The organism is Klebsiella sp. ZJOU C1, from assembly GCF_035620215.1.
GTDB classification, from domain to species: Bacteria; Pseudomonadota; Gammaproteobacteria; order Enterobacterales; family Enterobacteriaceae; genus Klebsiella; species Klebsiella variicola.
The window spans coordinates 1,449,853-1,475,628 of the sequence record NZ_CP141644.1 but is presented as its reverse complement, the minus strand read 5'-3'; the positions used below and the strand labels follow the sequence as shown (position 1 = coordinate 1,475,628).

Annotated in this window: 28 protein-coding genes; 21 read left to right on the top strand and 7 right to left on the bottom strand. The window is 55.8% G+C overall.

Features of this window, described 5'->3' with window-relative positions:
* Positions 1–162: 162 nt before the first annotated feature.
* From rsfS to lipA, 10 genes are all read left to right on the top strand, one after another.
* A complete protein-coding gene (rsfS, locus tag SPE70_RS06925) occupies positions 163–480 on the top strand; it encodes a ribosome silencing factor (RefSeq protein ID WP_002894623.1) in 318 nt (105 codons plus the stop codon).
* A 3-nt stretch (positions 481–483) separates the two neighbouring features.
* On the top strand, positions 484–951 hold the full coding sequence (rlmH, locus tag SPE70_RS06920) for a 23S rRNA (pseudouridine(1915)-N(3))-methyltransferase RlmH (RefSeq protein ID WP_002894620.1): 468 nt from the start codon (positions 484–486) through the stop codon (positions 949–951).
* A 27-nt stretch (positions 952–978) separates the two neighbouring features.
* The gene (gene mrdA, locus SPE70_RS06915) at positions 979–2,880 is read left to right on the top strand and encodes a peptidoglycan DD-transpeptidase MrdA (RefSeq protein ID WP_008805636.1); all 1,902 of its coding nucleotides are present in this window, start codon (positions 979–981) and stop codon (positions 2,878–2,880) included.
* Positions 2,880–3,992: a peptidoglycan glycosyltransferase MrdB gene (gene mrdB, locus SPE70_RS06910; protein WP_008805635.1), complete on the top strand. Its 1,113-nt coding sequence runs from the start codon at positions 2,880–2,882 to the stop codon at positions 3,990–3,992. The genes mrdA and mrdB overlap by 1 nt, the downstream gene beginning before the upstream one ends.
* Positions 3,993–4,003: 11 nt before the next feature.
* The gene (rlpA, locus tag SPE70_RS06905; RefSeq protein WP_008805634.1) at positions 4,004–5,161 is read left to right on the top strand and encodes an endolytic peptidoglycan transglycosylase RlpA; all 1,158 of its coding nucleotides are present in this window, start codon (positions 4,004–4,006) and stop codon (positions 5,159–5,161) included.
* A 138-nt stretch (positions 5,162–5,299) separates the two neighbouring features.
* Positions 5,300–6,499 carry a D-alanyl-D-alanine carboxypeptidase DacA gene (gene dacA, locus SPE70_RS06900; protein ID WP_008805633.1) on the top strand — a complete coding sequence of 400 codons (1,200 nt, stop codon included), beginning with the start codon at positions 5,300–5,302 and terminating at the stop codon, positions 6,497–6,499.
* Positions 6,500–6,611: 112 nt separating this feature from the next.
* A complete protein-coding gene (gene ybeD / locus SPE70_RS06895; RefSeq protein WP_002894474.1) occupies positions 6,612–6,875 on the top strand; it encodes a DUF493 family protein YbeD in 264 nt (87 codons plus the stop codon).
* Between the two features lie 104 nt (positions 6,876–6,979).
* On the top strand, positions 6,980–7,624 hold the full coding sequence (lipB, locus tag SPE70_RS06890) for a lipoyl(octanoyl) transferase LipB (protein ID WP_012542459.1): 645 nt from the start codon (positions 6,980–6,982) through the stop codon (positions 7,622–7,624).
* Positions 7,625–7,816: 192 nt separating this feature from the next.
* Positions 7,817–8,713 carry a YbeF family transcriptional regulator gene (locus SPE70_RS06885; protein WP_008805631.1) on the top strand — a complete coding sequence of 299 codons (897 nt, stop codon included), beginning with the start codon at positions 7,817–7,819 and terminating at the stop codon, positions 8,711–8,713.
* 180 nt (positions 8,714–8,893) lie between these two features.
* Positions 8,894–9,859: a lipoyl synthase gene (gene lipA / locus SPE70_RS06880; RefSeq protein WP_002894467.1), complete on the top strand. Its 966-nt coding sequence runs from the start codon at positions 8,894–8,896 to the stop codon at positions 9,857–9,859.
* A gap of 200 nt (positions 9,860–10,059) precedes the next feature.
* Here lipA and tatE read toward each other — a convergent pair whose 3' ends face one another.
* Positions 10,060–10,266, bottom strand: coding sequence for a twin-arginine translocase subunit TatE (gene tatE / locus SPE70_RS06875; RefSeq protein WP_008805630.1), 207 nt, complete (start codon positions 10,264–10,266; stop codon positions 10,060–10,062).
* A gap of 244 nt (positions 10,267–10,510) precedes the next feature.
* Entirely contained in the window at positions 10,511–11,299 is a 789-nt protein-coding gene (locus tag SPE70_RS06870; protein ID WP_042947534.1) for a deaminated glutathione amidase, read from the bottom strand.
* Between the two features lie 89 nt (positions 11,300–11,388).
* On the opposite strand from SPE70_RS06870, the gene crcB reads away from it, so the two are divergent.
* Complete coding sequence (gene crcB / locus SPE70_RS06865) at positions 11,389–11,772, top strand: fluoride efflux transporter CrcB (protein ID WP_008805628.1); 384 nt, start codon at positions 11,389–11,391, stop codon at positions 11,770–11,772.
* 66 nt (positions 11,773–11,838) lie between these two features.
* Here the strand turns inward: crcB and cspE are convergent, their stop codons facing one another.
* Together cspE and pagP are read right to left on the bottom strand one after the other, a co-directional pair.
* The gene (cspE, locus tag SPE70_RS06860; RefSeq protein WP_012542460.1) at positions 11,839–12,048 is read right to left on the bottom strand and encodes a transcription antiterminator/RNA stability regulator CspE; all 210 of its coding nucleotides are present in this window, start codon (positions 12,046–12,048) and stop codon (positions 11,839–11,841) included.
* Positions 12,049–12,242: 194 nt separating this feature from the next.
* The gene (pagP, locus tag SPE70_RS06855; RefSeq protein WP_306047527.1) at positions 12,243–12,764 is read right to left on the bottom strand and encodes a lipid IV(A) palmitoyltransferase PagP; all 522 of its coding nucleotides are present in this window, start codon (positions 12,762–12,764) and stop codon (positions 12,243–12,245) included.
* Positions 12,765–13,099: 335 nt separating this feature from the next.
* On the opposite strand from pagP, the gene dcuC reads away from it, so the two are divergent.
* The 4 genes from dcuC to uspG all read left to right on the top strand — a co-directional run bounded on the left by dcuC (position 13,100) and on the right by uspG (position 16,568).
* Complete coding sequence (dcuC, locus tag SPE70_RS06850) at positions 13,100–14,473, top strand: anaerobic C4-dicarboxylate transporter DcuC (RefSeq protein ID WP_008805625.1); 1,374 nt, start codon at positions 13,100–13,102, stop codon at positions 14,471–14,473.
* Positions 14,474–14,565: 92 nt separating this feature from the next.
* On the top strand, positions 14,566–15,363 hold the full coding sequence (gene rna / locus SPE70_RS06845) for a ribonuclease I (RefSeq protein ID WP_008805624.1): 798 nt from the start codon (positions 14,566–14,568) through the stop codon (positions 15,361–15,363).
* A gap of 178 nt (positions 15,364–15,541) precedes the next feature.
* Positions 15,542–15,952 carry a nucleoside diphosphate kinase regulator gene (rnk, locus tag SPE70_RS06840; RefSeq protein WP_008805623.1) on the top strand — a complete coding sequence of 137 codons (411 nt, stop codon included), beginning with the start codon at positions 15,542–15,544 and terminating at the stop codon, positions 15,950–15,952.
* Positions 15,953–16,139: 187 nt separating this feature from the next.
* Positions 16,140–16,568, top strand: a complete 429-nt coding sequence (uspG, locus tag SPE70_RS06835; RefSeq protein ID WP_002894401.1) for a universal stress protein UspG — start codon at positions 16,140–16,142, stop codon at positions 16,566–16,568.
* Between the two features lie 72 nt (positions 16,569–16,640).
* On the opposite strand, the gene ahpF is transcribed toward uspG, so the two are convergent.
* Together ahpF and ahpC are read right to left on the bottom strand one after the other, a co-directional pair.
* Entirely contained in the window at positions 16,641–18,206 is a 1,566-nt protein-coding gene (ahpF, locus tag SPE70_RS06830) for an alkyl hydroperoxide reductase subunit F (RefSeq protein ID WP_008805622.1), read from the bottom strand.
* A 188-nt stretch (positions 18,207–18,394) separates the two neighbouring features.
* The gene (gene ahpC, locus SPE70_RS06825; RefSeq protein WP_002894394.1) at positions 18,395–18,958 is read right to left on the bottom strand and encodes an alkyl hydroperoxide reductase subunit C; all 564 of its coding nucleotides are present in this window, start codon (positions 18,956–18,958) and stop codon (positions 18,395–18,397) included.
* 411 nt (positions 18,959–19,369) lie between these two features.
* Here ahpC and dsbG point away from each other — a divergent pair, with 411 nt between their 5' ends.
* The 4 genes from dsbG to SPE70_RS06805 all read left to right on the top strand — a co-directional run bounded on the left by dsbG (position 19,370) and on the right by SPE70_RS06805 (position 23,178).
* On the top strand, positions 19,370–20,119 hold the full coding sequence (gene dsbG, locus SPE70_RS06820; RefSeq protein ID WP_008805621.1) for a thiol:disulfide interchange protein DsbG: 750 nt from the start codon (positions 19,370–19,372) through the stop codon (positions 20,117–20,119).
* A 180-nt stretch (positions 20,120–20,299) separates the two neighbouring features.
* The gene (gene citR, locus SPE70_RS06815; protein WP_008805620.1) at positions 20,300–21,232 is read left to right on the top strand and encodes a DNA-binding transcriptional repressor CitR; all 933 of its coding nucleotides are present in this window, start codon (positions 20,300–20,302) and stop codon (positions 21,230–21,232) included.
* 111 nt (positions 21,233–21,343) lie between these two features.
* Positions 21,344–22,567: a phosphoadenosine phosphosulfate reductase gene (locus tag SPE70_RS06810; RefSeq protein WP_012542463.1), complete on the top strand. Its 1,224-nt coding sequence runs from the start codon at positions 21,344–21,346 to the stop codon at positions 22,565–22,567.
* Entirely contained in the window at positions 22,552–23,178 is a 627-nt protein-coding gene (locus tag SPE70_RS06805; protein ID WP_012542464.1) for an IbrB-like domain-containing protein, read from the top strand. The genes SPE70_RS06810 and SPE70_RS06805 overlap by 16 nt, the downstream gene beginning before the upstream one ends.
* Here SPE70_RS06805 and SPE70_RS06800 read toward each other — a convergent pair whose 3' ends face one another.
* Complete coding sequence (locus tag SPE70_RS06800; RefSeq protein ID WP_163594379.1) at positions 23,179–24,324, bottom strand: pyridoxal phosphate-dependent aminotransferase; 1,146 nt, start codon at positions 24,322–24,324, stop codon at positions 23,179–23,181.
* A 140-nt stretch (positions 24,325–24,464) separates the two neighbouring features.
* On the opposite strand from SPE70_RS06800, the gene mtnC reads away from it, so the two are divergent.
* A complete protein-coding gene (gene mtnC, locus SPE70_RS06795; protein ID WP_008805616.1) occupies positions 24,465–25,154 on the top strand; it encodes an acireductone synthase in 690 nt (229 codons plus the stop codon).
* Positions 25,151–25,693: a 1,2-dihydroxy-3-keto-5-methylthiopentene dioxygenase gene (locus SPE70_RS06790; protein WP_008805615.1), complete on the top strand. Its 543-nt coding sequence runs from the start codon at positions 25,151–25,153 to the stop codon at positions 25,691–25,693. Before mtnC ends, SPE70_RS06790 begins: the two co-directional genes overlap by 4 nt.
* Positions 25,694–25,776: the final 83 nt, after the last annotated feature.

The following is a 25,776-nucleotide window of genomic DNA, read 5'->3' as shown; positions in this document are numbered from 1 at the left end:
GAAATTGTTTTACAAAAATGGCGATGCAATCCGCGGCGAGGGATGGGATGATACCCCGCCACGAACGCCTGCCGACAGACATTTCACCCGACTTTTTCATCAGTTCAGGTATACTGTCAGGCTCTTTATCATTATCAATCTTCATGCACCCAGGGGGAACACTTGCAGGGTAAAGCACTCCAGGATTTTGTTATCGACAAAATTGATGACCTGAAAGGTCAGGACATCGTCGCCATTGATGTACATGGCAAATCCAGCATCACCGATTGCATGATTATCTGCACCGGCACCTCTACCCGTCACGTGATGTCCATCGCCGACCACGTGGTTCAGGAATCCCGCGCCGCCGGCATGCTGCCGCTGGGCGTTGAAGGGGAAGCCGCCGCCGACTGGATCGTCGTCGACCTCGGCGACGTGATGGTTCACGTCATGCAGGAAGAGAGCCGTCGTCTGTACGAGCTGGAAAAACTCTGGAGTTAATGCGTGAAGTTGCAGCTGGTGGCCGTTGGCACCAAAATGCCGGACTGGGTACAGACCGGCTTTAGCGAGTATCTGCGCCGTTTTCCCAAAGATATGCCGTTTGAACTGGTGGAGATCCCCGCCGGTAAACGCGGCAAGAACGCCGATATCAAGCGCATCCTCGAAAAAGAGGGCGAGATGATGTTGGCCGCTGCCGGTAAGAACCGTATCGTGACCCTGGATATTCCGGGAAAACCATGGGATACGCCGCAGCTGGCACGCGAACTGGAACGCTGGAAACAGGACGGGCGCGACGTCAGTTTGCTGGTAGGCGGCCCGGAAGGCCTCTCTCCAGCCTGTAAAGCAGCGGCGGAACAGAGTTGGTCGCTCTCCACCCTCACCTTACCTCACCCGCTGGTGCGCGTACTGGTGGCCGAGAGTCTGTATCGGGCGTGGAGCATAACCACCAACCACCCGTACCACCGTGAGTAATGATGATCAGGGTAGACTAAGCAGCGAATGAAATTACAGAATTCTTTCCGCGACTATACGGCTGAATCCTCGCTGTTCGTGCGCCGGGCGCTGGTCGCTTTTTTGGGGATTTTGCTGCTTACCGGCGTTCTGGTCGCCAACCTGTACAATGTGCAAATCGTTCGCTTCAATGACTATCAGACGCGTTCGAACGAAAACCGCATCAAGCTGGTACCGATCCCGCCGAGCCGCGGCATTATTTACGATCGCAACGGCACCCCGCTGGCGCTTAACCGCACCATTTATCAGCTGGAGATGATGCCGGAGAAAGTCGATAACGTGCAGCAGACGCTGGATGCGCTGCGTGACGTCGTCGATTTAACCGACGATGATATCGCCGGCTTCAAAAAGGAGCGCGCACGCTCCCATCGCTTTACCTCGATTCCGGTAAAGGTCAACCTCAGTGAAGTGCAGGTTGCCCGCTTTGCCGTCAACCAGTACCGCTTTCCCGGCGTGGAAGTCAAAGGCTACAAGCGTCGTTATTATCCCTATAACTCGGCGCTGACGCACGTCATTGGCTACGTCTCAAAAATTAACGATAAAGACGTCGACCGCCTCGACAAAGAAGGCAAGCTGGCTAACTACGCCTCAACCCACGACATCGGTAAGCTGGGTATTGAGCGTTATTATGAGGATGTCCTGCACGGTCAGACCGGCTACGAAGAGGTTGAAGTGAACAACCGCGGCCGCGTCATTCGACAACTGAAAGAGGTGCCGCCGCAGGCCGGACGCGATATCTACCTCACTCTCGATCTCAAGCTGCAGCAGTATATCGAAACCCTGCTGGCCGGTAGCCGTGCCGCCGTGGTGGTCACCGATCCGCGTACCGGCGCCGTTCTGGCGCTGGTATCTACGCCAAGCTATGACCCAAACCTGTTCGTCGACGGCATCTCCAGTAAAGATTACTCCGGTCTGCTCAACGATCCGAACACGCCGCTGGTCAACCGCGCGACGCAGGGGGTCTACCCGCCGGCGTCAACGGTAAAACCGTACGTCGCCGTCTCGGCGCTGAGCGCCGGGGTGATCACCCGCAATACCAGCCTGTTCGACCCAGGCTGGTGGCAGCTGCCTGGCTCCGATAAACGCTATCGTGACTGGAAAAAATGGGGCCACGGCCACCTGAACGTCACCAAAGCGCTGGAGGAGTCTGCGGATACCTATTTCTATCAGGTCGCCTATGACATGGGCATCGATCGCCTCTCTGAGTGGATGAGCAAGTTTGGCTACGGCCACTACACCGGTATCGACCTTTCTGAAGAGCGCTCGGGCAACATGCCAACCCGCGAATGGAAGCTCAAGCGCTTCAAGAAACCCTGGTACCAGGGGGACACCATTCCGGTGGGCATCGGTCAGGGGTACTGGACTGCCACCCCCATCCAGATGAACAAGGCGCTGATGATCCTGATTAATGACGGGGTGGTGAAAGTGCCGCACCTGCTGCAAAGCACCGTGGAAGACGGCAAGCCCGTTCCGTGGGTTCAGCCGCATGAGCCGCCGGTGGGCGACATCCATTCCGGCTACTGGGAAATCGCCAAAGACGGCATGTTCGGCGTGGCCAACCGCGGCAACGGCACCGCGCACAAATATTTCGCCAGCGCGCCGTATAAGATCGCGGCCAAGTCCGGTACCGCCCAGGTGTTCGGCCTGAAGGCCAACGAAACCTATAACGCGCACCGCATCTCTGAACGTCTGCGCGACCATAAACTGATGACGGCGTTTGCGCCTTATAACAACCCTCAGGTTGCCGTGGCGATGATCCTGGAAAACGGCGGCGCCGGCCCGGCGGTCGGCACCATTATGCGACAAATCCTTGATCACATTATGCTGGGCGATAACAACACCACGCTGCCAAGCGAAAACCCGGCGGTCACCGCAGGGGAGGATCAATAATGACGGATAATCCGAACAAAAAATCGCTGTGGGATAAAATCCATCTTGACCCCACCATGCTGCTGATCCTGCTGGCGCTACTGACCTACAGCGCGCTGGTTATCTGGAGCGCCAGCGGTCAGGACGTCGGCATGATGGAACGTAAAATCGGCCAGATCGCCATGGGCGTGGTGATCATGATCGTCATGGCGCAGATCCCACCGCGGGTCTATGAAGGCTGGGCGCCCTATCTTTATATTTTCTGTATTATTCTGCTGGTGGCCGTTGATGCTTTCGGCGCTATCTCCAAAGGGGCGCAGCGCTGGCTGGATCTCGGTATCGTCCGCTTTCAGCCGTCGGAGATAGCGAAAATCGCCGTGCCGCTGATGGTCGCGCGCTTTATTAACCGCGACGTCTGTCCGCCGTCGCTGAAGAACACCGCGATTGCGCTGGTGCTGATCTTCCTGCCGACCCTGCTGGTGGCAGCGCAGCCCGACCTCGGCACCTCGATTCTGATCGCCCTCTCCGGGCTGTTTGTGCTGTTCCTTTCCGGTCTAAGCTGGCGTCTTATCGGGATCGCCGTGGTGCTGGTCGCCGCCTTTATACCGATCCTGTGGTTCTTCCTGATGCATGACTATCAGCGCCAGCGCGTGATGATGCTCCTCGACCCGGAAACCGACCCGCTGGGCGCCGGCTATCACATTATTCAGTCTAAAATTGCCATTGGCTCCGGCGGTCTGCGCGGCAAAGGCTGGCTGCACGGCACGCAGTCGCAGCTGGAGTTCCTGCCGGAACGCCACACCGACTTTATCTTCGCCGTGCTGGCCGAAGAGCTGGGGCTGATTGGTGTGCTGATCCTGCTGGCGCTCTATATTCTGCTGATCATGCGCGGGCTGTGGATCGCCGCCCAGGCGCAAACCACCTTTGGCCGGGTCATGGCCGGTGGTTTAATGTTGATTTTATTCGTTTATGTCTTCGTAAATATTGGTATGGTGAGTGGTATTTTACCGGTGGTGGGCGTACCGTTGCCGCTGGTGAGCTACGGGGGCTCCGCCCTGATCGTATTGATGGCCGGGTTTGGTATCGTGATGTCGATCCATACCCACAGAAAAATGTTGTCGAAAAGCGTTTAAAGGGGTTTGCAATGCGTAAGCAATGGCTGGGGATCTGCATAGCAGCGGGGCTGCTGGCGGCATGTTCGAGTGATGACGTGCAACAAAAAACGGTCAGTACTCCACAGCCGGCCGTCTGTAATGGCCCGACGGTTGAGATCAGCGGCGCCGATCCGCAGTATGAAACGCCGAACGCCACGGCGAATCAGGATTATGAGCGCGACGGTAAAAGCTATAAAATCGTTCAGGATCCGGCCAACTTTACGCAGGCTGGTTTTGCGGCGATCTATGACGCGGAACCTAACAGTAACCTGACCGCCAGCGGCGAAACCTTCGATCCGACCCAGTTGACCGCGGCGCACCCCACGCTGCCAATCCCGAGCTATGCGCGGATCACCAACCTCGCTAACGGCCGCATGATCGTCGTGCGGATTAACGATCGCGGCCCGTATGGTAACGATCGCGTTATCTCGCTCTCCCGTGCGTCTGCTGACCGTCTGAACACCTCGAACAACACCAAGGTGCGTATCGACCCCATCATCGTTGCGCCTGACGGTTCGCTTTCCGGTCCGGGAATGGCCTGCACCACCGTCGCCAAACAGACGTACGCCCTGCCCGCCCGACCGAATCTGGACGGCGGTGACGCCACAGGTATGAACCAGCCTGCGCCTGCCGACGTTCGCCCGATCAGCAACAGCACGCTGAAGCCGGAAGACAGCGTCGGCGCGCCGGTGAACAGCGGCGGTTTCCTCGGCGCCCCGACGCCGCTGAACAGCGGCGTGCTGGAGAGTAGCGAGCCGGCAGCCACGACCGCCGCCACTGCGGCCCCTGCTGCTGCCGTCGCGACGCAAACGGCTCCCGTCACCGCGCCAGGCTCCATCCAGGGTAGCGTAGCGGCGACAGCGGCCACTGCCGCGACCGCCAGCGCCGTTGCCGCCTCCTCTACCGCCACCTCCAGCGCCAGCGGTAATTTTGTCGTCCAGGTTGGCGCAGTGAGCGACCAGGCGCGGGCGCAGCAGTATCAGCAGCGCCTGAGCCAGCAGTTCTCGGTGCCAGGCCGGGTCACGCAAAACGGCGCGGTATGGCGTATTCAGCTGGGCCCGTTTGCTGATAAGGCGCAGGCCAGCGCCGTTCAGCAGCGCCTGCAAAGCGAAGCGCAGCTGCAGTCCTTTATTACTCGCGCCAACTAAACGCCGCGGGCAGCCCGTTCACCTTGCGCATGTAAAAGTCATTAACAAACTCATGCGCAATGTCGGATGCTGGCCCGCAGAGCATTTGCTATAGTAAGGCACTTTTTTAACTCCATCACGGATGCCGTTGTTCTGACCATGAAGACCTCTTTCACCGCTCGTTTACTCATCACGGCGCTCTCCGTTGCAGCGCTCTCCTCCGCTGCCCGCGCCGATGACCTGAATATCAAAACGATGATCCCAGGCGCCCCGCAGATTGACGCCGAATCCTGGGTGCTTATTGATTACAACTCCGGCAAAGTGCTGGCGGAAAATAACGCCGACTCCCGTCGCGACCCGGCCAGTCTGACCAAAATGATGACCAGCTATGTCATCGGTCAGGCGATGAAAGCGGGTAAATTCAAAGAGTCCGATCTGGTCACTGTCGGCAACGATGCTTGGGCCACCGGCAACCCGGTTTTCAAAGGCTCTTCTCTGATGTTCCTCAAGCCGGGGATGCAGGTTCCGGTTTCGCAGCTGATCCGGGGTATCAACCTGCAGTCGGGTAACGATGCCTGCGTGGCCATGGCCGACTATGTTGCCGGTAGCCAGGACGCCTTCGTCAGCCTGATGAACAACTATGTTAACGCCCTGGGCCTGAAAAACACCCATTTCCAGACCGTTCACGGCCTCGATGCTGACGGACAGTACAGTTCCGCGCGCGACATGGCGCTGATTGGCCAGGCGCTGATCCGCGATGTGCCGAACGAGTACTCTATCTATCGTGAGAAAGAGTTCACTTTCAACGGCATCCGCCAGCTGAACCGTAACGGCCTGCTGTGGGATAACAGCCTGAACGTCGACGGCATCAAAACGGGTCATACCGACAAAGCGGGCTACAACCTCGTCGCCTCTGCCACCGAAGGCCAGATGCGTCTTATCTCGGCGGTGATGGGCGGACGTACTTTCAAAGGTCGTGAGTCGGAAAGCAAAAAACTGCTGACCTGGGGCTTCCGCTTCTTTGAAACCGTCAACCCGATCAAAGCCGGCAAAGAGTTTGCTTCCGAACCGGCCTGGTTCGGTGACAGCGATCGCGCCTCGCTGGGGGTGGATAAAGATGTCTACCTGACCATCCCGCGTGGCCGGATGAAAGATCTGAAAGCCAGCTATGTGCTGAATAACACTGAACTGCACGCCCCGCTGCAGAAAAACCAGGTGGTCGGCACCATCAACTTCCAGTTGGATGGTAAAACTATCGATCAGCGCCCGCTGGTGGTGCTGCAGGAAATCCCGGAAGGGAATTTCTTTGGCAAAATTATTGATTACATTAAGTTAATGTTCCACCACTGGTTTGGTTAAAAATCGAACACTTGAAAGTGTGATTTCCATCCCCATATACTATTTATCCAAGTAACCTGATAACTCCCGCCCTTGGTGGGAGTTATTATTTTGTCGTAACACCGGAGCTGACATGAAAACCAAACTTAACGAACTGCTGGAATTCCCTACCCCCTTTACTTACAAAGTAATGGGACAGGCGTTGCCGGAGCTGGTTGATCAGGTGGTGGAAGTGGTACAGCGCCATGCGCCTGGTGATTACTCGCCGTCAGTAAAACCGAGCAGCAAAGGTAACTACCACTCGGTCTCCATCACCATCAACGCCACCCACATTGAGCAGGTGGAAACGCTGTACGAAGAGTTAGGCAATATCGATATCGTACGGATGGTGCTGTAACCTTTTCCCCGACCCGGCCGCCGTGCCGGGTCCTTTCATCCCCTTCCGCCCTGCTGTGATATACTCCCCGCCTTGAGTCCTCTCTTCCCGGCGGAGATGTTGTTTTGCAGCACAATAAAATTCTTATCCGGCAGCTTGGCCTGCAACCATACGAACCCATCTCGCAGGCGATGCATGAATTCACCGACGCCCGCGATGAAGACACCCTCGACGAGATCTGGCTGGTGGAACATCACCCGGTCTTCACTCAGGGCCAGGCAGGCAAAGCGGAACACGTGCTGGTGCCCGGCGATATTCCGGTGATCCAGAGCGATCGCGGCGGCCAGGTGACCTATCACGGTCCAGGACAGCAGGTAATGTATGTTCTGTTGAACCTTAAACGCCGCAAGCTGGGTGTGCGCGAGCTGGTGACGCTGCTGGAGCAAACGGTCGTTAATACCCTGGCCGAGTATGGCATCGAATCGCATCCCCGCGCCGATGCCCCAGGGGTCTACGTCGGCGATCGCAAAATCTGCTCACTGGGACTGCGGATCCGCAAAGGGTGCTCTTTCCACGGTCTGGCGCTCAATATCGCGATGGATCTCGCGCCATTTCTGCGCATCAATCCCTGCGGCTATGCCGGCATGGAGATGACGCAAATGCGCCAGTGGCAGCCAGAGGTGACTCCAGAGACGGTCGCCCCGCGGCTGGTCGCCAATCTGCTGGCGCTGCTGAACCATCCCCCGCACGAATATCTCCCCCAGCAGTAAACGGTAGATCAGCGCCCCGCAGGCAGCGGGGCGCTAAATGATTAACACATTATTTTTGCAATCAATTGTCACGTACGGGAGGCGGTGGGCCGCTATACTTGCCCTATCATTCCCAACCGGACTCATCGCGTGCCAGAGAATACGTCTCCGTCAGAATCCCCTGAACGACAGGATGAACGTTATGACCGCCAGATGTTTCGCATCCTGCGCAATATTGACCTCAACCTGTTAACCATCTTCGAAGCCGTTTACGTCCATAAAGGCATCGTCAACGCCGCTAAGATACTGAATATCACGCCATCGGCTATTAGCCAGTCGATTAACAAACTGCGGGCGCTTTTTCCTGACCCGCTGTTTATCCGCAAGGGGCAAGGTGTGATGCCCACCGCGTATGCTACCCATCTTCATCAGTACATCAGCCGGGGTATGGAGGCTTTCCTCAGTGCGCTGGATATCGCTGGTAGCCCCCACCAGCAGCGGGTGATCACTATCGCCACCACGCCAGGCATGGGGGCGCTACTGATACCCATCGTGGCCAGTGCGCTAAAACCGGCCTTTCCGCAAATCCTGTTGCACAACATCGCCATCACCGACGCCGCGCGGCAGCTCGACCAGCGCCAGGTGGATCTGTTAATTGACACTCATCTGCACAGCGGCCAGGCGATAAGCCATCATGTGCTGTACCAGGATCGGGTACGGATGTACTGCCGTGCTGAGCACCCCGCGCTGCACGGCCCACAGGATGAAGCCCATCTCGCTCAGTATGAATTTGCGCTACTGCTTCCGGAAGGCCAGCGCTACCCCACCCTTCACCGCCGCCTGCAGGAAGAGATGGGCGAACGACGCTGCGGATTCAGCACCTTTAACCTGCTGACCCAGGCAGCCATGATCGCCGAGAGCGACATGCTGGGGCTGACCACCGAGCGCCTGTTCGCCATGGTATCCCGGCTCTGGCCACTGCAAACCCTGGATTTTCACTCCCTGCAGGACGAAAAAATTAATGTTGCGCTGCACTACAATAAGCAAAGCGGGAAGGAGCCATTGCTGAAAGAAATTATCGAGACGGTAATCCAGGCGTTTAAGGCGTAGCGCACGGAAAGGAAAAGGATAAAACAACAACTATTTTACAATTTGCGAGGCAGGCAGGCTGCTTTCTGCCCCTTTTCAATGGTATACTGCCTGCTCTTGATTCAAAAATAGTTGATAATTGCAACATTTCATTGAATTAATTCGCTTTCCTTCGTGACTCGCAACTGGAACACGCACGCTATGAGTAAACCCATTGTGATGGAACGCGGTGTTAAGTACCGCGACGCCGATAAAATGGCCCTTATCCCGGTGAAAAACGTGGCAACTGAGCGTGAAGCTCTGCTCAGAAAACCGGAATGGATGAAAATCAAACTTCCGGCAGATTCGTCCCGTATCCAGGGTATCAAAGCAGCGATGCGTAAGAACGGCCTGCACTCCGTGTGTGAAGAAGCCTCCTGCCCGAACCTTGCAGAATGCTTCAACCACGGTACCGCGACCTTTATGATCCTCGGCGCGATCTGTACTCGTCGCTGCCCGTTCTGCGATGTCGCGCACGGGCGCCCGGTTGCACCAGATGCGAACGAACCACAGAAGCTGGCGCAAACCATCGCTGATATGGGTCTGCGCTACGTCGTGGTCACTTCAGTGGACCGTGACGACCTGCGTGATGGCGGCGCACAGCATTTTGCCGACTGCATCAGCGCCATTCGCGAGAAAAACCCGTCGATTAAGATCGAAACGCTGGTTCCGGATTTCCGCGGCCGCATGGATCGCGCGCTTGATATTCTGACGGTAACCCCGCCGGATGTCTTCAACCATAACCTCGAAAACGTACCTCGTCTCTATCGTCAGGTGCGTCCGGGCGCGGATTACAACTGGTCGCTGAAGCTGCTGGAGCGTTTTAAAGAAGCGCATCCGGAGATCCCGACGAAATCTGGCCTGATGGTCGGTCTGGGCGAAACCAACGACGAGATCATTGAAGTGATGCGCGACCTGCGTCGCCATGGCGTCACCATGCTGACGTTAGGCCAGTATCTGCAGCCGAGCCGTCACCACCTGCCAGTACAGCGCTACGTCAGCCCGGAAGAGTTCGAAGAGATGAAAGCGGAAGCGATGGCGATGGGCTTCACCCACGCCGCCTGCGGTCCCTTCGTTCGCTCTTCCTATCATGCCGACCTGCAGGCTAAAGGAATGGAAGTGAAGTAACTGCCGCTTTTGCCGCTGCGCGCCTTTTCGCCGCAGCGGCCCCTCTCCGCTTCCTCTGCTTCCTCTGCTTCGCGTTTTCGTAACAGTTCGTTGCATCTTTTCTGCGCGGCATCGCCAAAAACGACAAAGGCCGCAACGATATTCGTCGCGGCCTCTTCGCCGTTCCGCCAGCATCCCTCCGGGGGGACGCATCGGATCAATTACTCTTTATGAGAGATCTTCTGCGCCGGCGCTTCTTCTTCCACGGTGGCTTTCTTCGCGCTATCGTCATCCTCGTTCATGGCCTTTTTAAAGCCCTTGATAGCCGAACCCAGGTCGCCGCCCAGCGTACGTAATTTCTTGGTACCAAACACTAAGATAATCAGTGCTGCGACTACCAGCAGTTTGGTAATACTAATCTCACCCATAGCTAACCTTCTTCTCTATACAAGCTGCGAATACGCCATCATACACGCATTTATCCGTCATATTGTAATCCACCTGTGCGTGGGCTGCGTGATTCGGCCCAGAGCCTTCCCCCTGAAGGAGTTAGCGCAGGGGTGTCCGTCCTGACGTGCACAGCGAATTATTAGGATAAACAATACGGGTATTTGACGCGCGGACACAATAGCAATCTGTAACAAGGTGAATCAAGCCCTGTTTAAAAAAACATCACAATAATTGCGGTGGCGCAAATCGTCGGTTCTGCAGTACCGGCAAACGCTCGCGAACCCGCGCAAGGTGCTCTGCGGAGACATCGGCAAAGATCAGTTGCGGTTCGCTCCCGGCCCCCGCCAGCGTCGTTCCCAGCGGGTCAACAATGCGGCTCTGACCAATATTCCGCGTCCCGCATTCGCCTGCCGCCACGATATAGCAGGTCGTATCGAGCGCGCGCGCCGCCAACAGCGTCGCCCAGTGGTGCTCTTTCTGTGGCCCTCTCACCCATGCGGTGGGCAGTACCAGCAGCTCAGCTCCGTTCAGCGCCAGCGATAGGGCCAGTTCCGGGAAGCGAAGATCGTAGCAGGTCATCAGGCCAACGCGTAACCCCGCCACTTCAATTACCGGCGGGATCTGCTGGCCAGGATCCACCCGCCGCGACTCCTGCATTGCGAAGGCGTCGTATAAATGCAGTTTGTGATAATGGGCTATTACTTCGCCATCCCGCAAGACCACCAGCGTATTGGTCGCACGGCCTTCTGCCGACGGCACATGCAGCGTCAGGACGGTGGTCAAACGGTTACGCCCGCTCTCAGCCAGCAGCAACTGCAAAAACGCCCCATCCAGCGGCTGAGCCGATTTCACTGACATATCCGGGTCGTTGTCATCTCGCGCCAGTAACGCCTCTGGCAGCACCAGCAGCGCCGCCCCTTCACGCGCAGCCTGTTGCATCATCGCCACACAGGTCTGCGCATTCGTCCGCCATACTGGCGTGACGGCAAATTGTCCTGCCGCTACCCGCATGTTTTTCTCCGGTCAGGTTATGAATAGCCAATCGCGCCCGTCGCGCGCTACACTTGAGGTTCTCTTATATCAAATAGCAGGAAACAACCGTGTTTCAACTTCTTTGCGCCGTTTTTATTGGCGGTGGCACCGGCAGCGTATTGCGCTGGTGGCTCGGCATGAAGCTCAATCCTGTGCATCATGCTATCCCGATTGGGACATTGACGGCCAACCTGGTAGGCGCCTTTGTGATTGGTGCCGGGCTGGCGTGGTTTAACCGTCTGACGGATATTGACCCGATGTGGAAGCTCCTGATCACCACCGGGTTCTGCGGCGGGTTGACCACCTTCTCCACCTTCTCGGCGGAAGTGGTCTTTCTCCTGCAGCAGGGGCGGGTGAGCTGGGCACTCCTCAACGTGATGGTGAATTTGCTGGGTTCGTTTGCCATGACGGCCGTCGCCTTCTGGCTTTTCTCGCAGGCCGCCAGCCGTTAACAATCTGAAAAACAGGCAAAAAAAAACCCGCGTTAAGCGGGTTTTTATATTCTACTGACGTGTTGGTTAGATAGCCATTACGTTTGCAGCAGAAGGGCCTTTGGCACCGTTAGTGATTTCGAACTCTACACGCTGACCTTCAGCCAGAGTTTTGAAACCGTTGGACTGGATTGCAGAGAAGTGTACGAATACATCTTTGCTGCCATCTTCCGGAGTAATGAAACCGAATCCTTTGGACTCATTAAACCACTTAACGTTACCTTTAATCTTAGACATCAAAATTACCTTTATATGAAAAATCGACACTAATGCTGTGTCGAGTATCAGTACACCAATTGTGGTACCTTTTGTCCAGTGCAACTTTGCTAAAAAGTGATAAAAGTCGCTATCTTTTTTAGTGGGTAACGCTTTAGTCCTTGTTTTTCCACAAGACACACCGCTTATCTCATTTATTGCTAAGACTTAGCGAATTAAAACTGTATACGAGCCCAGGCGAAGTAAACGTTACCGTTATTGTAGGTGCCGGGAATATAGGTCATCTGGAAAGTCGCCGGACCGTAACCTATTGACGCCAATGGTAAGATCACCGGAATGGGGATGTAGTCCCAGTTATCGCGCGCCGTCACGCCAAGGGTATAGCCGAGTCCAAGGTGGAAGTTCTGGTCGGTCAGCGGGCGCCAGGTTTTCTCCCAGCCGTAGCCGCCGATAGGCTCCCATTTATTGAAAGAATCTTTAAACGCCATCAGGTACAGACCGTGCCAGTTTCCCTTCTCATCCCAGCGCGAGACGCCAAAACCCGCGCCCCAGGGGCGTTCGTTATACTTATCCGTCTTTTCCTTATCATAGGCAAACCGCGCGTGCCAGGTAATGGCTGGAACGTACAAGTCATAGTGCTCCGGCTCATTCCAGGTCTGCGCGACGTTATTACTTAAGGTCTGGTAACCTTCGCTGAGGGTCGATGAAAACGACGCGCTGGCGTTTACGGATACCAACAACCATCCAAAAAAACCAAGAGAAAACAGAGAAAAACGACGTAACATCAACACTTTTCCATTACCACTTTCATTTAAAAGCCGCCTAAAATAGCAAAGATAGTCTCAATACAGGTTGAACGAAATAAGGCAAACTCCTGATTTTTGCCCGGTGACCATCAGAACCTTTTAACTATCTATCTGGTGATTATATCCAGGCGAGACGGGTGACGCGTAGTTCTTATCGCTTTATTGATTTGCATCAGCGAGTTTTGTCCGTTTTTTCGGCACATTCGCACATTAAAATTTGGCATGACGCTTTTTATCTACATATTCTTTGGGCTTAGGGGTAATAAATGCTGACGTTTGTTGAGATCCTGATCGGGATTGTGGTCATTGTGGGCGTCGCCCGCTATATCATTAAGGGCTACTCGGCCACCGGGGTGCTGTTCGTCGGGGGCTTAATCTTATTGATCGTCAGCGCCCTGCTGGGGCATAAAGTCTTGCCGGGCAATACCGACAGCACCGGTTATTCTGCCACCGATATTATTGAATACATTAAGATTCTACTCATGAGCCGCGGTGGCGATCTGGGTATGATGATTATGATGCTGTGCGGCTTCGCCACCTACATGACCCATATTGGCGCCAATGATATGGTGGTGAAATTAGCATCAAAGCCGCTGCGCTATATTAATTCGCCCTATCTGCTGATGATTGCCGCCTACTTTGTCGCCTGCCTGATGTCGCTGGCGGTCTCCTCTGCGACCGGCCTTGGCGTGCTGCTGATGGCGACGCTGTTCCCGGTGATGGTGAACGTCGGTATCAGTCGCGGGGCGGCGGCAGCCATCTGCGCTTCACCGGCGGCCATTATCCTCTCGCCTACCTCTGGCGATGTTGTACTGGCGGCTAAAGCCGCAGAAATGCCGCTGATCGACTTTGCCTTCAAGACCACGCTGCCCATCTCCATCGCGGCCATTATCTGCATGGCAATCGCCCATTTCTTCTGGCAGCGTTACCTGGATAAAAAAGAGAACATTTCCCACGAAATGCTGGATGTCAACGACATCACCACCACCGCCCCGGCGCTGTACGCCATTCTGCCGTTTACCCCGATCATCGGCGTGCTGATCTTTGATGGTAAATGGGGACCGGAACTGCACATTATCACCATCCTCGTCGGCTGCATGCTGCTGGCGGCGATCCTTGAGTTCCTGCGCGGGTTTAACACCAAAAACGTCTTCAGCGGGCTGGAAGTCGCCTACCGCGGGATGGCTGACGCCTTCGCCGGCGTAGTGATGCTGCTGGTCGCCGCCGGCGTCTTCGCCCAGGGGCTAAGCACCATCGGCTTTATCAATGGGCTGATCTCCATCGCCACCTCCTTCGGCTCGGCCAGTATTATTCTGATGCTGGTGCTGGTGATCCTGACCATGCTGGCGGCAATGACCACCGGCTCCGGTAATGCCCCGTTCTACGCTTTTGTTGAGATGATCCCCAAGCTGGCGCACTCTTCCGGCATCAATCCGGCTTATCTGTCGATTCCGATGCTGCAGGCCTCTAACCTCGGCCGCACGATATCGCCGGTCTCCGGGGTGGTGGTCGCCGTTGCCGGGATGGCAAAAATTTCGCCGTTCGAAGTGGTCAAACGTACCTCCGTGCCGGTGATGGTTGGCCTGCTGGTGGTGATTATCGCCACTGAGATTCTGGTGCCCGGCAGCGCAGTCCACTAATGGTCTAACCACGCGAAAAGGCGCCAGCGGGCGCCTTTTTTATGCTTTAATAACTCCCCGTTATCTTTTGCCATCCACAATCAGGAATAAACATGTTCAGGAAGGATTTCGCCGCGCTTGCCCTTGTGCTCACCGCCACTCAGGCCGGCGCTGAACCGCTCACCGCGACGCGATACGCTGATTTTGACCGCTACGTTCTTGCCCTCTCCTGGCAAACCGGATTCTGTCAGAGCATGCTTGACCGCAACCGTAGCGAACCGGAAGAGTGTCGCCTGCAGCAGGACACGGCGAACAAAGCCGACTTTCTGACCGTGCACGGCCTGTGGCCCGGGCTGCCAAAGTCGATTGCCGCGCGCGGGGTGGATGAACGACGCTGGATGCGCTACGGCTGCGCCACGCGCCCGGTGCCCAACATGCCGGAAGTGAAAGCGAACCGCAAATGCCAGGCGGCGGAAACCGGGCTGTCGCTGGAGATGGCCAATAAGCTCAATAACGTGATGCCGGGTTCGGGCGGCACCTCCTGCCTGGAGCGCTACGAATACGCCAAACATGGCGTCTGCTTCGGCTTTGATCCCGATAGCTATTTTGGCACCATGGTGCGCCTGAATGGGGAAATTAAGCATAGCCCGGTAGGCGATTTCCTCGCGAAGCATTATGGTCAAACCGTCAGCCGCGCCGACTTCGATGCCGCGGTGGCCCGCGCCTGGGGTCCGCAAAGCGTGAAGGCGTTTAAATTAACCTGTAACGGTAATCCGGCCTATCTGACCGAGATGCAAATCTCCCTCAACGCCGCCACCATCAACGCCCCGCTGGCCACGTCCGCCTTTCTGCCGCAACCCCATCCGGGCAACTGTGGAACCCAGTTTATCCTGGACAAGGTCGGTCAGTAGCGCAAAGCGACGTGCTGAGCAGAAAACGCCGCCCGCCGGGGGGCGTTGCACGCTGAATGTGCGTTTCATCACTTCAAACTACCGGCAACTCTCAGTATGATGGTAGGACCTTAACCCTTGCCCTTTTCGGCGAGGGTTTTCTTTTACGGACAGGTTCCTGGATAACATGGAGTATGCAATGACCAGACCCGCAATCATCATTAACGAACTGGATGCCGAACGTATCGACAGGCTGCTGGAGCAGCCGGCTTTCGCCAACTTACCGGTTGCCGATGCCCTGAATGACGAGCTCGACCGCGCGCAAATGCTGGCGCCGGAAGCGATGCCGCATGACGTCGTCACCATGAACAGTAAGGTAAAATTCCGCGATTTAACCAGCGGCGAAGAGCGCGTGCGGACGCTGGTGTTTCCGTCTCAGGTGACTGACAGCGCCAGCCAGCTCTCCGTCCTCGCGCCGGTGGGCGCCGCGCTGCTGGGTCTGAAAGTCGGCAGCACCATTCACTGGGAGCTGCCGGGCGGTGCATCGACACACCTGGAAGTGCTGGAGCTCTTGTACCAGCCGGAAGCCGCTGGCGAATTCCACCGCTAATCCCTGCTGCCTGAGGCGTTTCGCGCTTTATTCAGAGGATGTCCATACATCCTCTTTCTGCTGTTCCTTCCTCGCTAACCTTTTTTTACGCTTTGCACCTGCCTGACTGACAGTTTTGCGACCTGAATGACACTATATCCTCATATAATATGTTGATATAGACGCAAATGAACAAGGAGGATTGCATATGTATAAGACTATCATTATGCCCGTTGATGTCTTTGAGATGGCGCTGAGCGATAAAGCCGTCCGGCATGCGGAGTTTCTGGCCCAGCAGGACGGGGTGATCCATCTGCTCCACGTATTACCCGGCTCTGCGAGCTTCACCATGAGCCGCTTTACCGCCGATCTGCGGCGGTTTGAAGAACACCTGCAGCATGAGGCGGAAACTCGTCTGCAGACGATGGTCAGCCATTTCAGCATTGACCCCTCACGTATCAAGCTGCATGTCCGTTTCGGCAGCGTGCGCGATATGGTCAACGAGCTGGCCAGCGAAATTAACGCCGATGTCGTGGTGATTGGCTCGCGCAACCCGTCCATCAGTACCCACCTGCTCGGATCCAATGCCTCAAGCGTGATCCGCCATGCCCATATCCCGGTGATGGTCGTCAGGTAAATATGACGAAATAGAAAAAAAGAGGCTACCCCAGGGTAGCCTCTTTGTTATGCAGGTCTATTGTCTGACTTGTTATGCGGTTTTCGTGCGGATCAGGTAGTCGAAGGCGCTCAGCGACGCTTTTGCCCCTTCCCCTGCCGCGATAATAATCTGCTTGTACGGCACGGTGGTGCAGTCGCCAGCGGCGAATACGCCTTTGACATTGGTTTCGCACTTCGCATCGATGATGATCTCACCCATGCGGTTGCGCTCAACGGCGCCTTCCAGCCAGGTGGTGTTAGGCAGCAGGCCAATCTGGACGAAGATCCCCGCCAGCGCGACATGATGCTCATCACCGCTCACCCGGTCACGATATTGCAGGCCGGTGACTTTGCTGCCATCGCCTTTCACTTCCGTGGTCTGCGCATTAAGAATGATGTCGACATTCTTCAGGCTGCGGACTTTATCCTGCAACACCTGGTCGGCTTTCATCTCTGGAGCAAACTCCAGCAGGGTCACATGCTCTACGACGCCCGCCAGGTCGATAGCGGCTTCTACCCCGGAGTTCCCGCCGCCAATTACCGCTACGCGTTTGCCCTTAAACAGCGGACCGTCGCAGTGCGGGCAGTAGGTCACGCCTTTGGTGCGATACTGATCTTCGCCCGGTACGTTCATATTGCGCCATTTCGCCCCGGTGGCAATGATGACGCTACGCGCCTTCAGCACCGCGCCAGAGGCGGTTTCAATCTGATGCAGGCCGCCCTCTGTCGCCGCTGGCGTCAGTTTGGTCGCGCTCTGGGAGTCGATCACATCGACGTTATAGTCGCTGACGTGCGCTTTCAGCGCGCCGGCCAGTTTCTGGCCTTCGGTTTTCGGCACCGAAATATAGTTTTCGATATCCACGGTATCCAGCACCTGACCGCCGAAGCGCTCGCCCATCAGGCCGGTACGAATACCTTTACGCGCAGAATATACCGCCGCGGCCGCACCGGACGGGCCGGAGCCGACAATCAGCACATCGTAAGCATCACGTTGGTTCAGCTCTTCCGCTGCGCGTTTTTCCGCACCGGTATCCACTTTGGCGACAATTTCCGTCAGCGTCATTCGCCCCTGACCAAACTCCTGACCATTCAGATACACCGCAGGAACGCCCATGACGTTGCGATCGGTAATTTCATTCTGGAAGGTCCCACCGTCAATCGCCGTGTGCTTGATGCGCGGGTTGAGCACCGACATCAGGTTCAGGGCCTGCACCACATCCGGGCAGTTATGACAGGAGAGTGAATAATAAGTCTCGAACTCGAAATCGCCATCAATATCGCGGATCTGCTCCAGCAGCGACTGGGCCTCTTTCGACGGATGACCGCCGGTCCACAGCAGCGCCAGCACCAGCGAGGTAAACTCGTGGCCCAGCGGAGAGCCTGCAAAGCGTGGGCCCTGGTCGGAACCTGGGTTAGTAATCAGGAATGATGGCTTACGTACCGCGAGCGTGTTGTCTTCTTTAAAGGTGACTTTGTCTGACAGTTCAGCGATTTCAGCCAACAGTTCCTTGATTTCTGCCGATTTAGCGCTGTCATCCAGCGTGGCAATCAGCTCAACAGGCTTGGTCAGCTTCTCAAGGTAGGCCTTGAGCTGGGTTTTCATGTTGGTGTCGAGCATTGTTATCTCCTGGGCTTAAAACATCATCATGCAAGCGGCCTCGTCCAGGCGGCCTGAATGCGCTTGCATCATGGTGTTGGAATAAAATGGGCGCGAAAGCGCCCATTGATTGCCGGGTGGCACGCCGTTTACCCGGCCTACAATCTTGTAGGCCCGTGCAAGCGTAGCGCCGCCGGGCACAAACAGACTTAAATCTTACCGACCAGGTCCAGAGACGGAGCCAGTGTCGCTTCGCCTTCTTTCCATTTAGCCGGGCAGACTTCGCCTGGGTGAGAAGCAACGTACTGCGCCGCTTTGATTTTACGCAGCAGGTCAGACGCATCACGGCCGATACCTTCAGCGGTAACTTCGATCGCCTGGATGATACCCTGCGGGTCAACCACGAAGGTGGCACGGTCAGCCAGACCTTCATCTTCACGCATGTTGTCGAAGTTACGGGTCAGGGCGCCAGTCGGGTCGCCGATCATCGCGTATTTGATTTTCGCGATGGTTTCAGAGCTGCTGTGCCACGCTTTGTGGGTGAAGTGGGTATCGGTAGACACAGAGTAAACGTCTACGCCCAGCTTCTGCAGTTCTTCGTAATGGTCAGCCACGTCGCCCAGTTCGGTCGGGCAGACGAAAGTGAAGTCAGCCGGATAGAAGAAGAAGACGCTCCAGCGGCCTTCGGTGTCTTTCTCGGTGACTTCGATGAATTCACCATTTTTGAATGCCTGGTTTTTGAACGGTTTGATTTTGGTGTTAATTAAGGACATCTATACTTCCTCCGTGTTTTCGTTGAGGTCTAAGTTAACGAATTTTTCCTGACCCGACCAATGCGTTTACATTATCGAATCAATAAGCGTTATCTAACAACCGGAACAAGACAACTCTGTGAACCTGTCGACGCGTTCAGCGCTGATCGCTGTTTTTCGCATCATTTGCCGCGACAAAAGTAAAAAGGCCACCCTTTCAGGCGGCCCCGTTACCTGAAATACCCGAAGGTAGGTTCAGCGCCAGTCAGACTGGCTATGTGTTGCGCTCTACATTACCTTAATGTAACAGCATCCAGGATTACATCACCCACGCCAGCAAAGGGCAATCCGTCATTCTGCTGATCTTGCCTATGACTGTGATAGGTTCGACAATCGTTTTGCCCTTTCCTGCTGATTTTACAAGGAATATTCATGTTAAAGCGTCTTCTCTTGCTCAGCCTTTTTCCGTTATGTAGCCAGGCGGAGGAGCTCCCCGCTCCGGTAAAAGCGATTGAAAAACAGGGCATTACCATTATAAAACCCTTTGAGGCGCCAGGGGGAATGAAAGGCTGGCTGGGCAAATACCAGGACATGGGGGTCGCCATCTACCTCACGCCGGACGGCAAACATGCCATTTCCGGCTATATGTATGACGAGAACGGCAACAACCTCAGCGAGCAGTTGTTTCAAAAAGAGCTCTACACGCCGGCAGGACAGGAGATGTGGAAGAAGATGGCCAGCGCCCACTGGCTGCAGGATGGCAATAAGGACGCCCCCATCGTGCTGTATGTCTTTGCCGATCCCTTCTGCCCCTACTGTAAACAGTTCTGGCAGCAGTCCCGCCCCTGGGTGGAAGCCGGTAAAGTGCAGATCCGCACCCTGCTGGTGGGGGTGATCAAGCCCGAAAGCCCGGCCACCGCCGCCGCGATTCTGGCCACCAAGGATCCGGCGAAGACCTGGCATGATTATGAGCAATCGAATGGGAAAATGGCCCTGACGATCCCGCAGGCTATTCCGCCGGAGAAAATGAAAGTGCTCAACGTTAATCAGCAACTGATGGACGAACTGGGGGCCAACGTCACGCCAGCCATTTACTATATGAATAAGGATAATATGCTGCAGCAGGTGGTCGGCCTGCCGGATAAAGAAAAACTGCAGATCATGATGGGCGAACAAGAATAATCCCATTGCATAATGGCGCCAGATAACAACGACCGCTGGCGCCCCTGTCGACGATAAGATATATTAAGCAGAACTTAACGTTATAGTCCGGTAATTAAATTCACACCGCAAATATTAAGCCAATCAACATTCTCACTAAGAATATTTCCACCCGCGCTGATAATACACAGGACTGCATTAATGGCAAATCTTTACGATCTGAAAAAGTTCGATTTGAATTTATTGGTTATTTTTGAATGTATCTATCAACATTTGAGCATTAGCAAAGCAGCCGCCATGTTATTTATCACCCCGTCAGCGGTGAGCCAGTCGTTGCAGCGTTTGCGCCAGCAGTTAAACGATCCGTTATTTGTTCGCGTTGGGAAAGGGATGACGCCCACTACCGCCTGTGTCAATCTTCATTATCATTTGCAACAAAATCTCGAACAGCTGGAAAAAACCATCAATCTCAATAATCGCTCCGAACTGCGTAAACGTATCGTGATATATGGCCCTCCGCTGTTCTGTTCAGTGAATAGCCATTTTATGATTAATGAGCTCTGTCATCAGGCCAATTTGCAGATTGAGCACCATAACCTGACCACCACGGAATCGGCTGAGGAGCTGCTGGCGTATCGCCAGGCGGACCTGGTGTTCACCCGAATGCCTATTACCAACCGCGCCACGATCTGTCAGCCCTATCAGACGGTGCAGACGCTGGCGGTTTGCCGGGCGGACCATCCGCGGCGAGATCAACTCACGTCGATTGAAGCGCTGGCACAGGAATTTTTCACCCACTATATCACCAACGATCCTGTCATTCAGCGCGTCCAGCAAAGCAGCACGCCATGGTTAAATCCGGGTAATATTGCCTTTCGCAGCGACTCTTTTATGACCATTCTTAACATGATCAATAAAACCGACTTAATTGGCTTCATCCCCTCCTATTTATATGATTTTATTTCCCCGGCCATGCCACTTCACGCTCTCGATATAGAGGCACTTTTTCCAGAGATCACGATATACATTAACTACCATCAATCATCTACACAAAATCATTTTCTATCTGAATTAATCTCCATTCTAATGAATGACAGAGATATATCACGCCCACAACTTAATAATAGTGAGTAACTGCCCACCTGTTTTCACACTCTGTTTGAATGCAGATCGACCATTAATTTCGCAGCGCTCATCGTTTATACTGAACAAACGGGAAGCTCTACTATTAAAGGATTAATGGTCATGTCGTTTATTAAATATCCCTTACCGGAATCGGTGCTGCAGGCAACTGAGCAGCGCATCCAGTGGGTGCTGGATAATTTTTCACGCGTTTGCGTCTCTTTCTCGGGTGGAAAAGACTCCACCGTCATGCTGCATTTAACCGCCCAGGCGGCGCGGTTACAGGGTAAAAAAATCAGTGTGTTGTTTATTGACTGGGAAGCGCAGTTCTCCTGCACCATCGCCCACTGCGAAAAACTGCGTGCGCTGTATGCGGATGTTGTCGAAACCTTTTACTGGGTCGCCCTGCCGCTCACCACCCAAAACGCGCTGACGCAGTATAAACCGCAATGGCAATGCTGGGAGCCCGGGGCCGACTGGGTCCGTCAGCCGCCGCCCTGGGCGATTACCCACCCGGGCTATTTTTCATTTTATCAACCGGGGATGAGCTTTGAGTCCTTTGTCAGCCACTTCGCCGAGTGGTTTTCACAGCGGCGCCCCGCCGCCGTGCTGGTGGGCATTCGCGCCGACGAGTCACTGAATCGCTTTATGGCCATCTCTTCGCAGCGTAAACAGCGCTTCGCCGATGATAAACCCTGGACCACCTCGGCGCCGGGCGGCCACGCCTGGTACATCTACCCGCTCTATGACTGGAAAACGGCCGACATCTGGACCTGGTTTGCCAAAAGCGGGCAGTCTTATAACCCTCTGTACGATCTGATGTATCAGGCCGGGGTGCCGCTGCGCTATATGCGCATCTGCGAACCGTTCGGTCCGGAGCAGCGCCAGGGACTGTGGCTCTACCATGTGCTGGAGCCTGAGCGCTGGGCCGCAATGTGTCAGCGGGTGAGCGGCGCACACAGCGGCGGGGTCTATGCCGGGCATGATAATCAATTTTACGGCCACCGAAAAATCGACAAGCCCGACCACCTGACATGGAAAAGCTATGCGCTGTTCCTGCTCGACAGCATGCCGGAAACCACTGCCGAGCACTACCGCAACAAAATCGCCGTCTACCTGCGTTGGTATCAGAAAAAAGGCATGGAAGATATTCCGGACACCCAGCCTGCGGACATTGGCACCAAAGATATCCCGTCCTGGCGGCGGGTCTGCAAAGTGCTGCTCAATAACGACTACTGGTGCCGTCAGCTTTCGTTTAGCCCGACCAAAAGCAGCCACTATCAGCGCTACCGTAAACGCATGGAAAAACATCGCCAACAATGGGGGATATTATGCAACAACAACTGACGCAGGCGCTGGACGCTTATCTGCAAACGCTGGATGACGAGGCGCGCATCGAGGCAATCAATGCGTTTCGTCAGGTGCTCCACCAGCGCAGTCCCTTCCGCTCCCAGCCCGTTGACTGCGTGCTGTGGGTAAAACAGGAGCAGGTCATCCCCAACGACTACAATCCGAATAACGTGGCGCCACCGGAAAAACGCCTGCTGCAAACGTCGCTGGAAGCCGACGGCTTTACCCAGCCGGTCGTCGTCATCCAGCAAAGCCCGCAGGCGTATACGATTGTCGACGGTTTTCACCGTCATGAGCTGGCCTGCAGCAAAGCGGTGCTGAAAAAAACGCTGAAAGGTTATCTGCCAGTGACCTGCCTGACGAGTGAAGCCGCCTCGCGTGACGGGCTGATGGCAGCGACCATACGCCATAACCGGGCGCGCGGGCGCCACCAAATCCACGCCATGTCAGAGATTGTCCGCGAACTGACCCAGCTTGGCTGGACGCCACAGAAAATCGGCAAAGAGCTGGGGATGGATGCCGATGAGGTATTGCGCCTGAAGCAAATTAGCGGCCTCACGGAGATGTTCGCTGGCCGCCAGTTCTCCCAGGCGTGGACGATTAAGTGACTACAGCTGGCACAAACGCGTCGCCGCAGCCAACAGAGTCGCCGGCTGTTTGGCAAAGCATAAGCGGATCAGCTTGTGCGGGAACGGATCGGCGCAGAAGACGGAGAGCGGGATCGCCGCCACCCCGACTTCGGTCGTCAGCCAGCGGCAGAAGCTGACGTCGTCAAGATCGGAAATGGCGCTGTAGTCCGCCAGCAGGAAATAGGTCCCTTCACAGGGCAGAAGTTCCAGTCGGCTTGGGCGCAGCGCTTCAATAAACAGATCGCGGCGTTCCCGATAAAACGCCGGCAGCTCACGATAGTGCTCAGGCGCTTCGCGCAGCATGTCGGCGATCGCCAGCTGCGCCGGGGTATTCACCGAGAAGGTCAGATACTGATGCACCTTGCGCAGTTCGGCGCTGATGGCCGCCGGGGCCACGCAGTAGCCGACCTTCCAGCCGGTCATATGAAACGTTTTGCCAAACGAGGAGACCGCCACCGCCCGCTCGCGAAGCTGGGGATGCGCCAGCACGCTGGCGTGGCTGCCCTCGGCAAAGCAGATGTGCTCATAGACCTCATCACTGAGGACATAGATCTCGCGTTCGGCAATCGCCTGCCACAGGGCAGCGAAATCTTCACGCTGCCAGACGGTGGCTGATGGATTGTGCGGGGTATTGAGGATCACCAGACGGGTTTTATCGCTCAGCGCCGCAGCAAACTGCTGCCAGTCGACGCGAAAATGCGGCGGCTGCAGCGCAATACGGCGTAATTCGCCGCCGGCCAGCGCCACCGCGGGGGCATAGCTGTCATAGCTGGGATCGAAACAGACCACCTCGTCGCCGCGGCGCACCAGGGCGGTGATCGCCGCGTACAGGGCCTCCGTCGCGCCGGCGGTGACCGTAATATCGCTATTGACGTCGGGCAGGTAACCATACAGCTCCGCTGTCTTCCCGGCGATCGCCTCGCGCAGCGCCGGCACGCCGGTCATCGGGGCGTACTGATTCGCCCCCTGCGCCACATGGTAGGCCAGACGCTCCTGAAGATAGCGCGGGCCGTCGAAATCGGGAAAGCCCTGTGACAGGTTGATGGCCTGATGCTGCTGGGCCAGGGCACTCATCTGGGTAAAAATCGTGGTGCCGAGCGCAGGAAGTTTACTCTCTGGAATCAAAGGGTTATTGCTCATTCTTTTTATACCGATTGTAATGCTGTTGTTGAAGCCACTATAACACGATGTTAATATTTGGCAATCAAGACGCTTAGACGTCTAAATGCTAATGTTATTCCGCGCCACGCCACTCTGGAGAAACCATGATCCGCGCCATCGTGACCGACATAGAAGGCACCACCAGCGATATCCGCTTCGTGCATAACGTGCTGTTCCCCTACGCCCGCGAACGACTGGCCGGCTTTGTGACCGCTCAGCAGTACGCTGAGCCCGTCAAAACCATTCTCGACAACCTGCGCCGCGAGACAGACGCCCCGGCCGCCAGCACCGCCGACCTTATCACTACCCTCTTCGCCTTTATGGACGAAGACCGTAAATCCACGGCGCTAAAGGCGCTGCAGGGGATCATCTGGCGTGACGGCTATCTCAACGGCGACTTTACCGGCCATCTCTATCCGGACGTACTGCCGGCGCTGGAGAAATGGAAAGCGCAGGGCATTGATCTGTATGTATATTCCTCAGGCTCCGTTGCCGCGCAGAAATTGTTATTTGGCTACAGCGATGAAGGTGATATTACTCATCTGTTCACGGGCTATTTCGATACCCTGGTAGGCGCCAAACGCGAGGTGCAGTCCTACCGTAACATTGCTGAACACCTGGGCCATGCCCCTGGCACCATCCTGTTCCTGTCGGATATCCATCAGGAGCTCGACGCCGCCGAGGCTGCAGGTTTGCGAACGATCCAACTGGTACGCGGCGACCGCGACCCGGCGAGCCACCATCCTCAGGTTCAGCGTTTTGACGACATTCATCCGGAGCAGATCCCAGCATGAGCGCATTAACTCTTTTTTCCGTGACCGATCCGCAAACACCGCTCTGGCACAGCACCGACGCCAAAGCGATTCAGGATCAACTGAACGCCAAAGGCGTCCGCTTCGAGCGCTGGCAGGCCGACCGCGACCTCGGCGCAAATCCCAGCCCGGAAACGGTGATTGCCGCCTATCAGCATGCGATTGATAAACTGGTCGCCGAAAAGGGCTACCAGAGCTGGGACGTCATCAGCCTGCGCGCCGATAACCCGCAAAAAGAGGCGCTGCGGGAAAAATTCCTCAACGAGCACACCCATGGCGAAGACGAGGTGCGGTTTTTTGTCGAGGGCGCCGGCCTGTTCTGCCTGCATATTGGCGACGAGGTGTTCCAGGTACTGTGCGAAAAGAACGATCTGATTTCGGTTCCCGCCCACACCCCGCACTGGTTTGATATGGGTTCAGAACCGAACTTCACCGCCATTCGCATTTTTGATAACCCGGAAGGCTGGATCGCCCAGTTTACCGGTGACGATATCGCCAGCGCCTACCCGCGGCTGGCGTAACGTCAAACTGTCGTCAGTCTTAAACCGCCAGGCGCGGGCTTTGCCGGAGGCGGCGCATACCGCGCCTCCTCCGGACTACCCGC

Coding starts and splice junctions, on each gene's coding strand:
- mrdA (WP_008805636.1), top strand. CDS start 979: ATGAAATTACAGAATTCTTTCCGCGACTATACGGCTGAATCCTCGCTG.
- mrdB (WP_008805635.1), top strand. CDS start 2,880: ATGACGGATAATCCGAACAAAAAATCGCTGTGGGATAAAATCCATCTT.
- rlpA (WP_008805634.1), top strand. CDS start 4,004: ATGCGTAAGCAATGGCTGGGGATCTGCATAGCAGCGGGGCTGCTGGCG.
- dacA (WP_008805633.1), top strand. CDS start 5,300: ATGAAGACCTCTTTCACCGCTCGTTTACTCATCACGGCGCTCTCCGTT.
- ybeD (WP_002894474.1), top strand. CDS start 6,612: ATGAAAACCAAACTTAACGAACTGCTGGAATTCCCTACCCCCTTTACT.
- SPE70_RS06885 (WP_008805631.1), top strand. CDS start 7,817: ATGTTTCGCATCCTGCGCAATATTGACCTCAACCTGTTAACCATCTTC.
- lipA (WP_002894467.1), top strand. CDS start 8,894: ATGAGTAAACCCATTGTGATGGAACGCGGTGTTAAGTACCGCGACGCC.
- tatE (WP_008805630.1), bottom strand. CDS start 10,266: ATGGGTGAGATTAGTATTACCAAACTGCTGGTAGTCGCAGCACTGATT.
- SPE70_RS06870 (WP_042947534.1), bottom strand. CDS start 11,299: ATGCGGGTAGCGGCAGGACAATTTGCCGTCACGCCAGTATGGCGGACG.
- cspE (WP_012542460.1), bottom strand. CDS start 12,048: ATGTCTAAGATTAAAGGTAACGTTAAGTGGTTTAATGAGTCCAAAGGA.
- dcuC (WP_008805625.1), top strand. CDS start 13,100: ATGCTGACGTTTGTTGAGATCCTGATCGGGATTGTGGTCATTGTGGGC.
- rna (WP_008805624.1), top strand. CDS start 14,566: ATGTTCAGGAAGGATTTCGCCGCGCTTGCCCTTGTGCTCACCGCCACT.
- rnk (WP_008805623.1), top strand. CDS start 15,542: ATGACCAGACCCGCAATCATCATTAACGAACTGGATGCCGAACGTATC.
- uspG (WP_002894401.1), top strand. CDS start 16,140: ATGTATAAGACTATCATTATGCCCGTTGATGTCTTTGAGATGGCGCTG.
- ahpF (WP_008805622.1), bottom strand. CDS start 18,206: ATGCTCGACACCAACATGAAAACCCAGCTCAAGGCCTACCTTGAGAAG.
- ahpC (WP_002894394.1), bottom strand. CDS start 18,958: ATGTCCTTAATTAACACCAAAATCAAACCGTTCAAAAACCAGGCATTC.
- dsbG (WP_008805621.1), top strand. CDS start 19,370: ATGTTAAAGCGTCTTCTCTTGCTCAGCCTTTTTCCGTTATGTAGCCAG.
- citR (WP_008805620.1), top strand. CDS start 20,300: ATGGCAAATCTTTACGATCTGAAAAAGTTCGATTTGAATTTATTGGTT.
- SPE70_RS06810 (WP_012542463.1), top strand. CDS start 21,344: ATGTCGTTTATTAAATATCCCTTACCGGAATCGGTGCTGCAGGCAACT.
- SPE70_RS06805 (WP_012542464.1), top strand. CDS start 22,552: ATGCAACAACAACTGACGCAGGCGCTGGACGCTTATCTGCAAACGCTG.
- mtnC (WP_008805616.1), top strand. CDS start 24,465: ATGATCCGCGCCATCGTGACCGACATAGAAGGCACCACCAGCGATATC.
- SPE70_RS06790 (WP_008805615.1), top strand. CDS start 25,151: ATGAGCGCATTAACTCTTTTTTCCGTGACCGATCCGCAAACACCGCTC.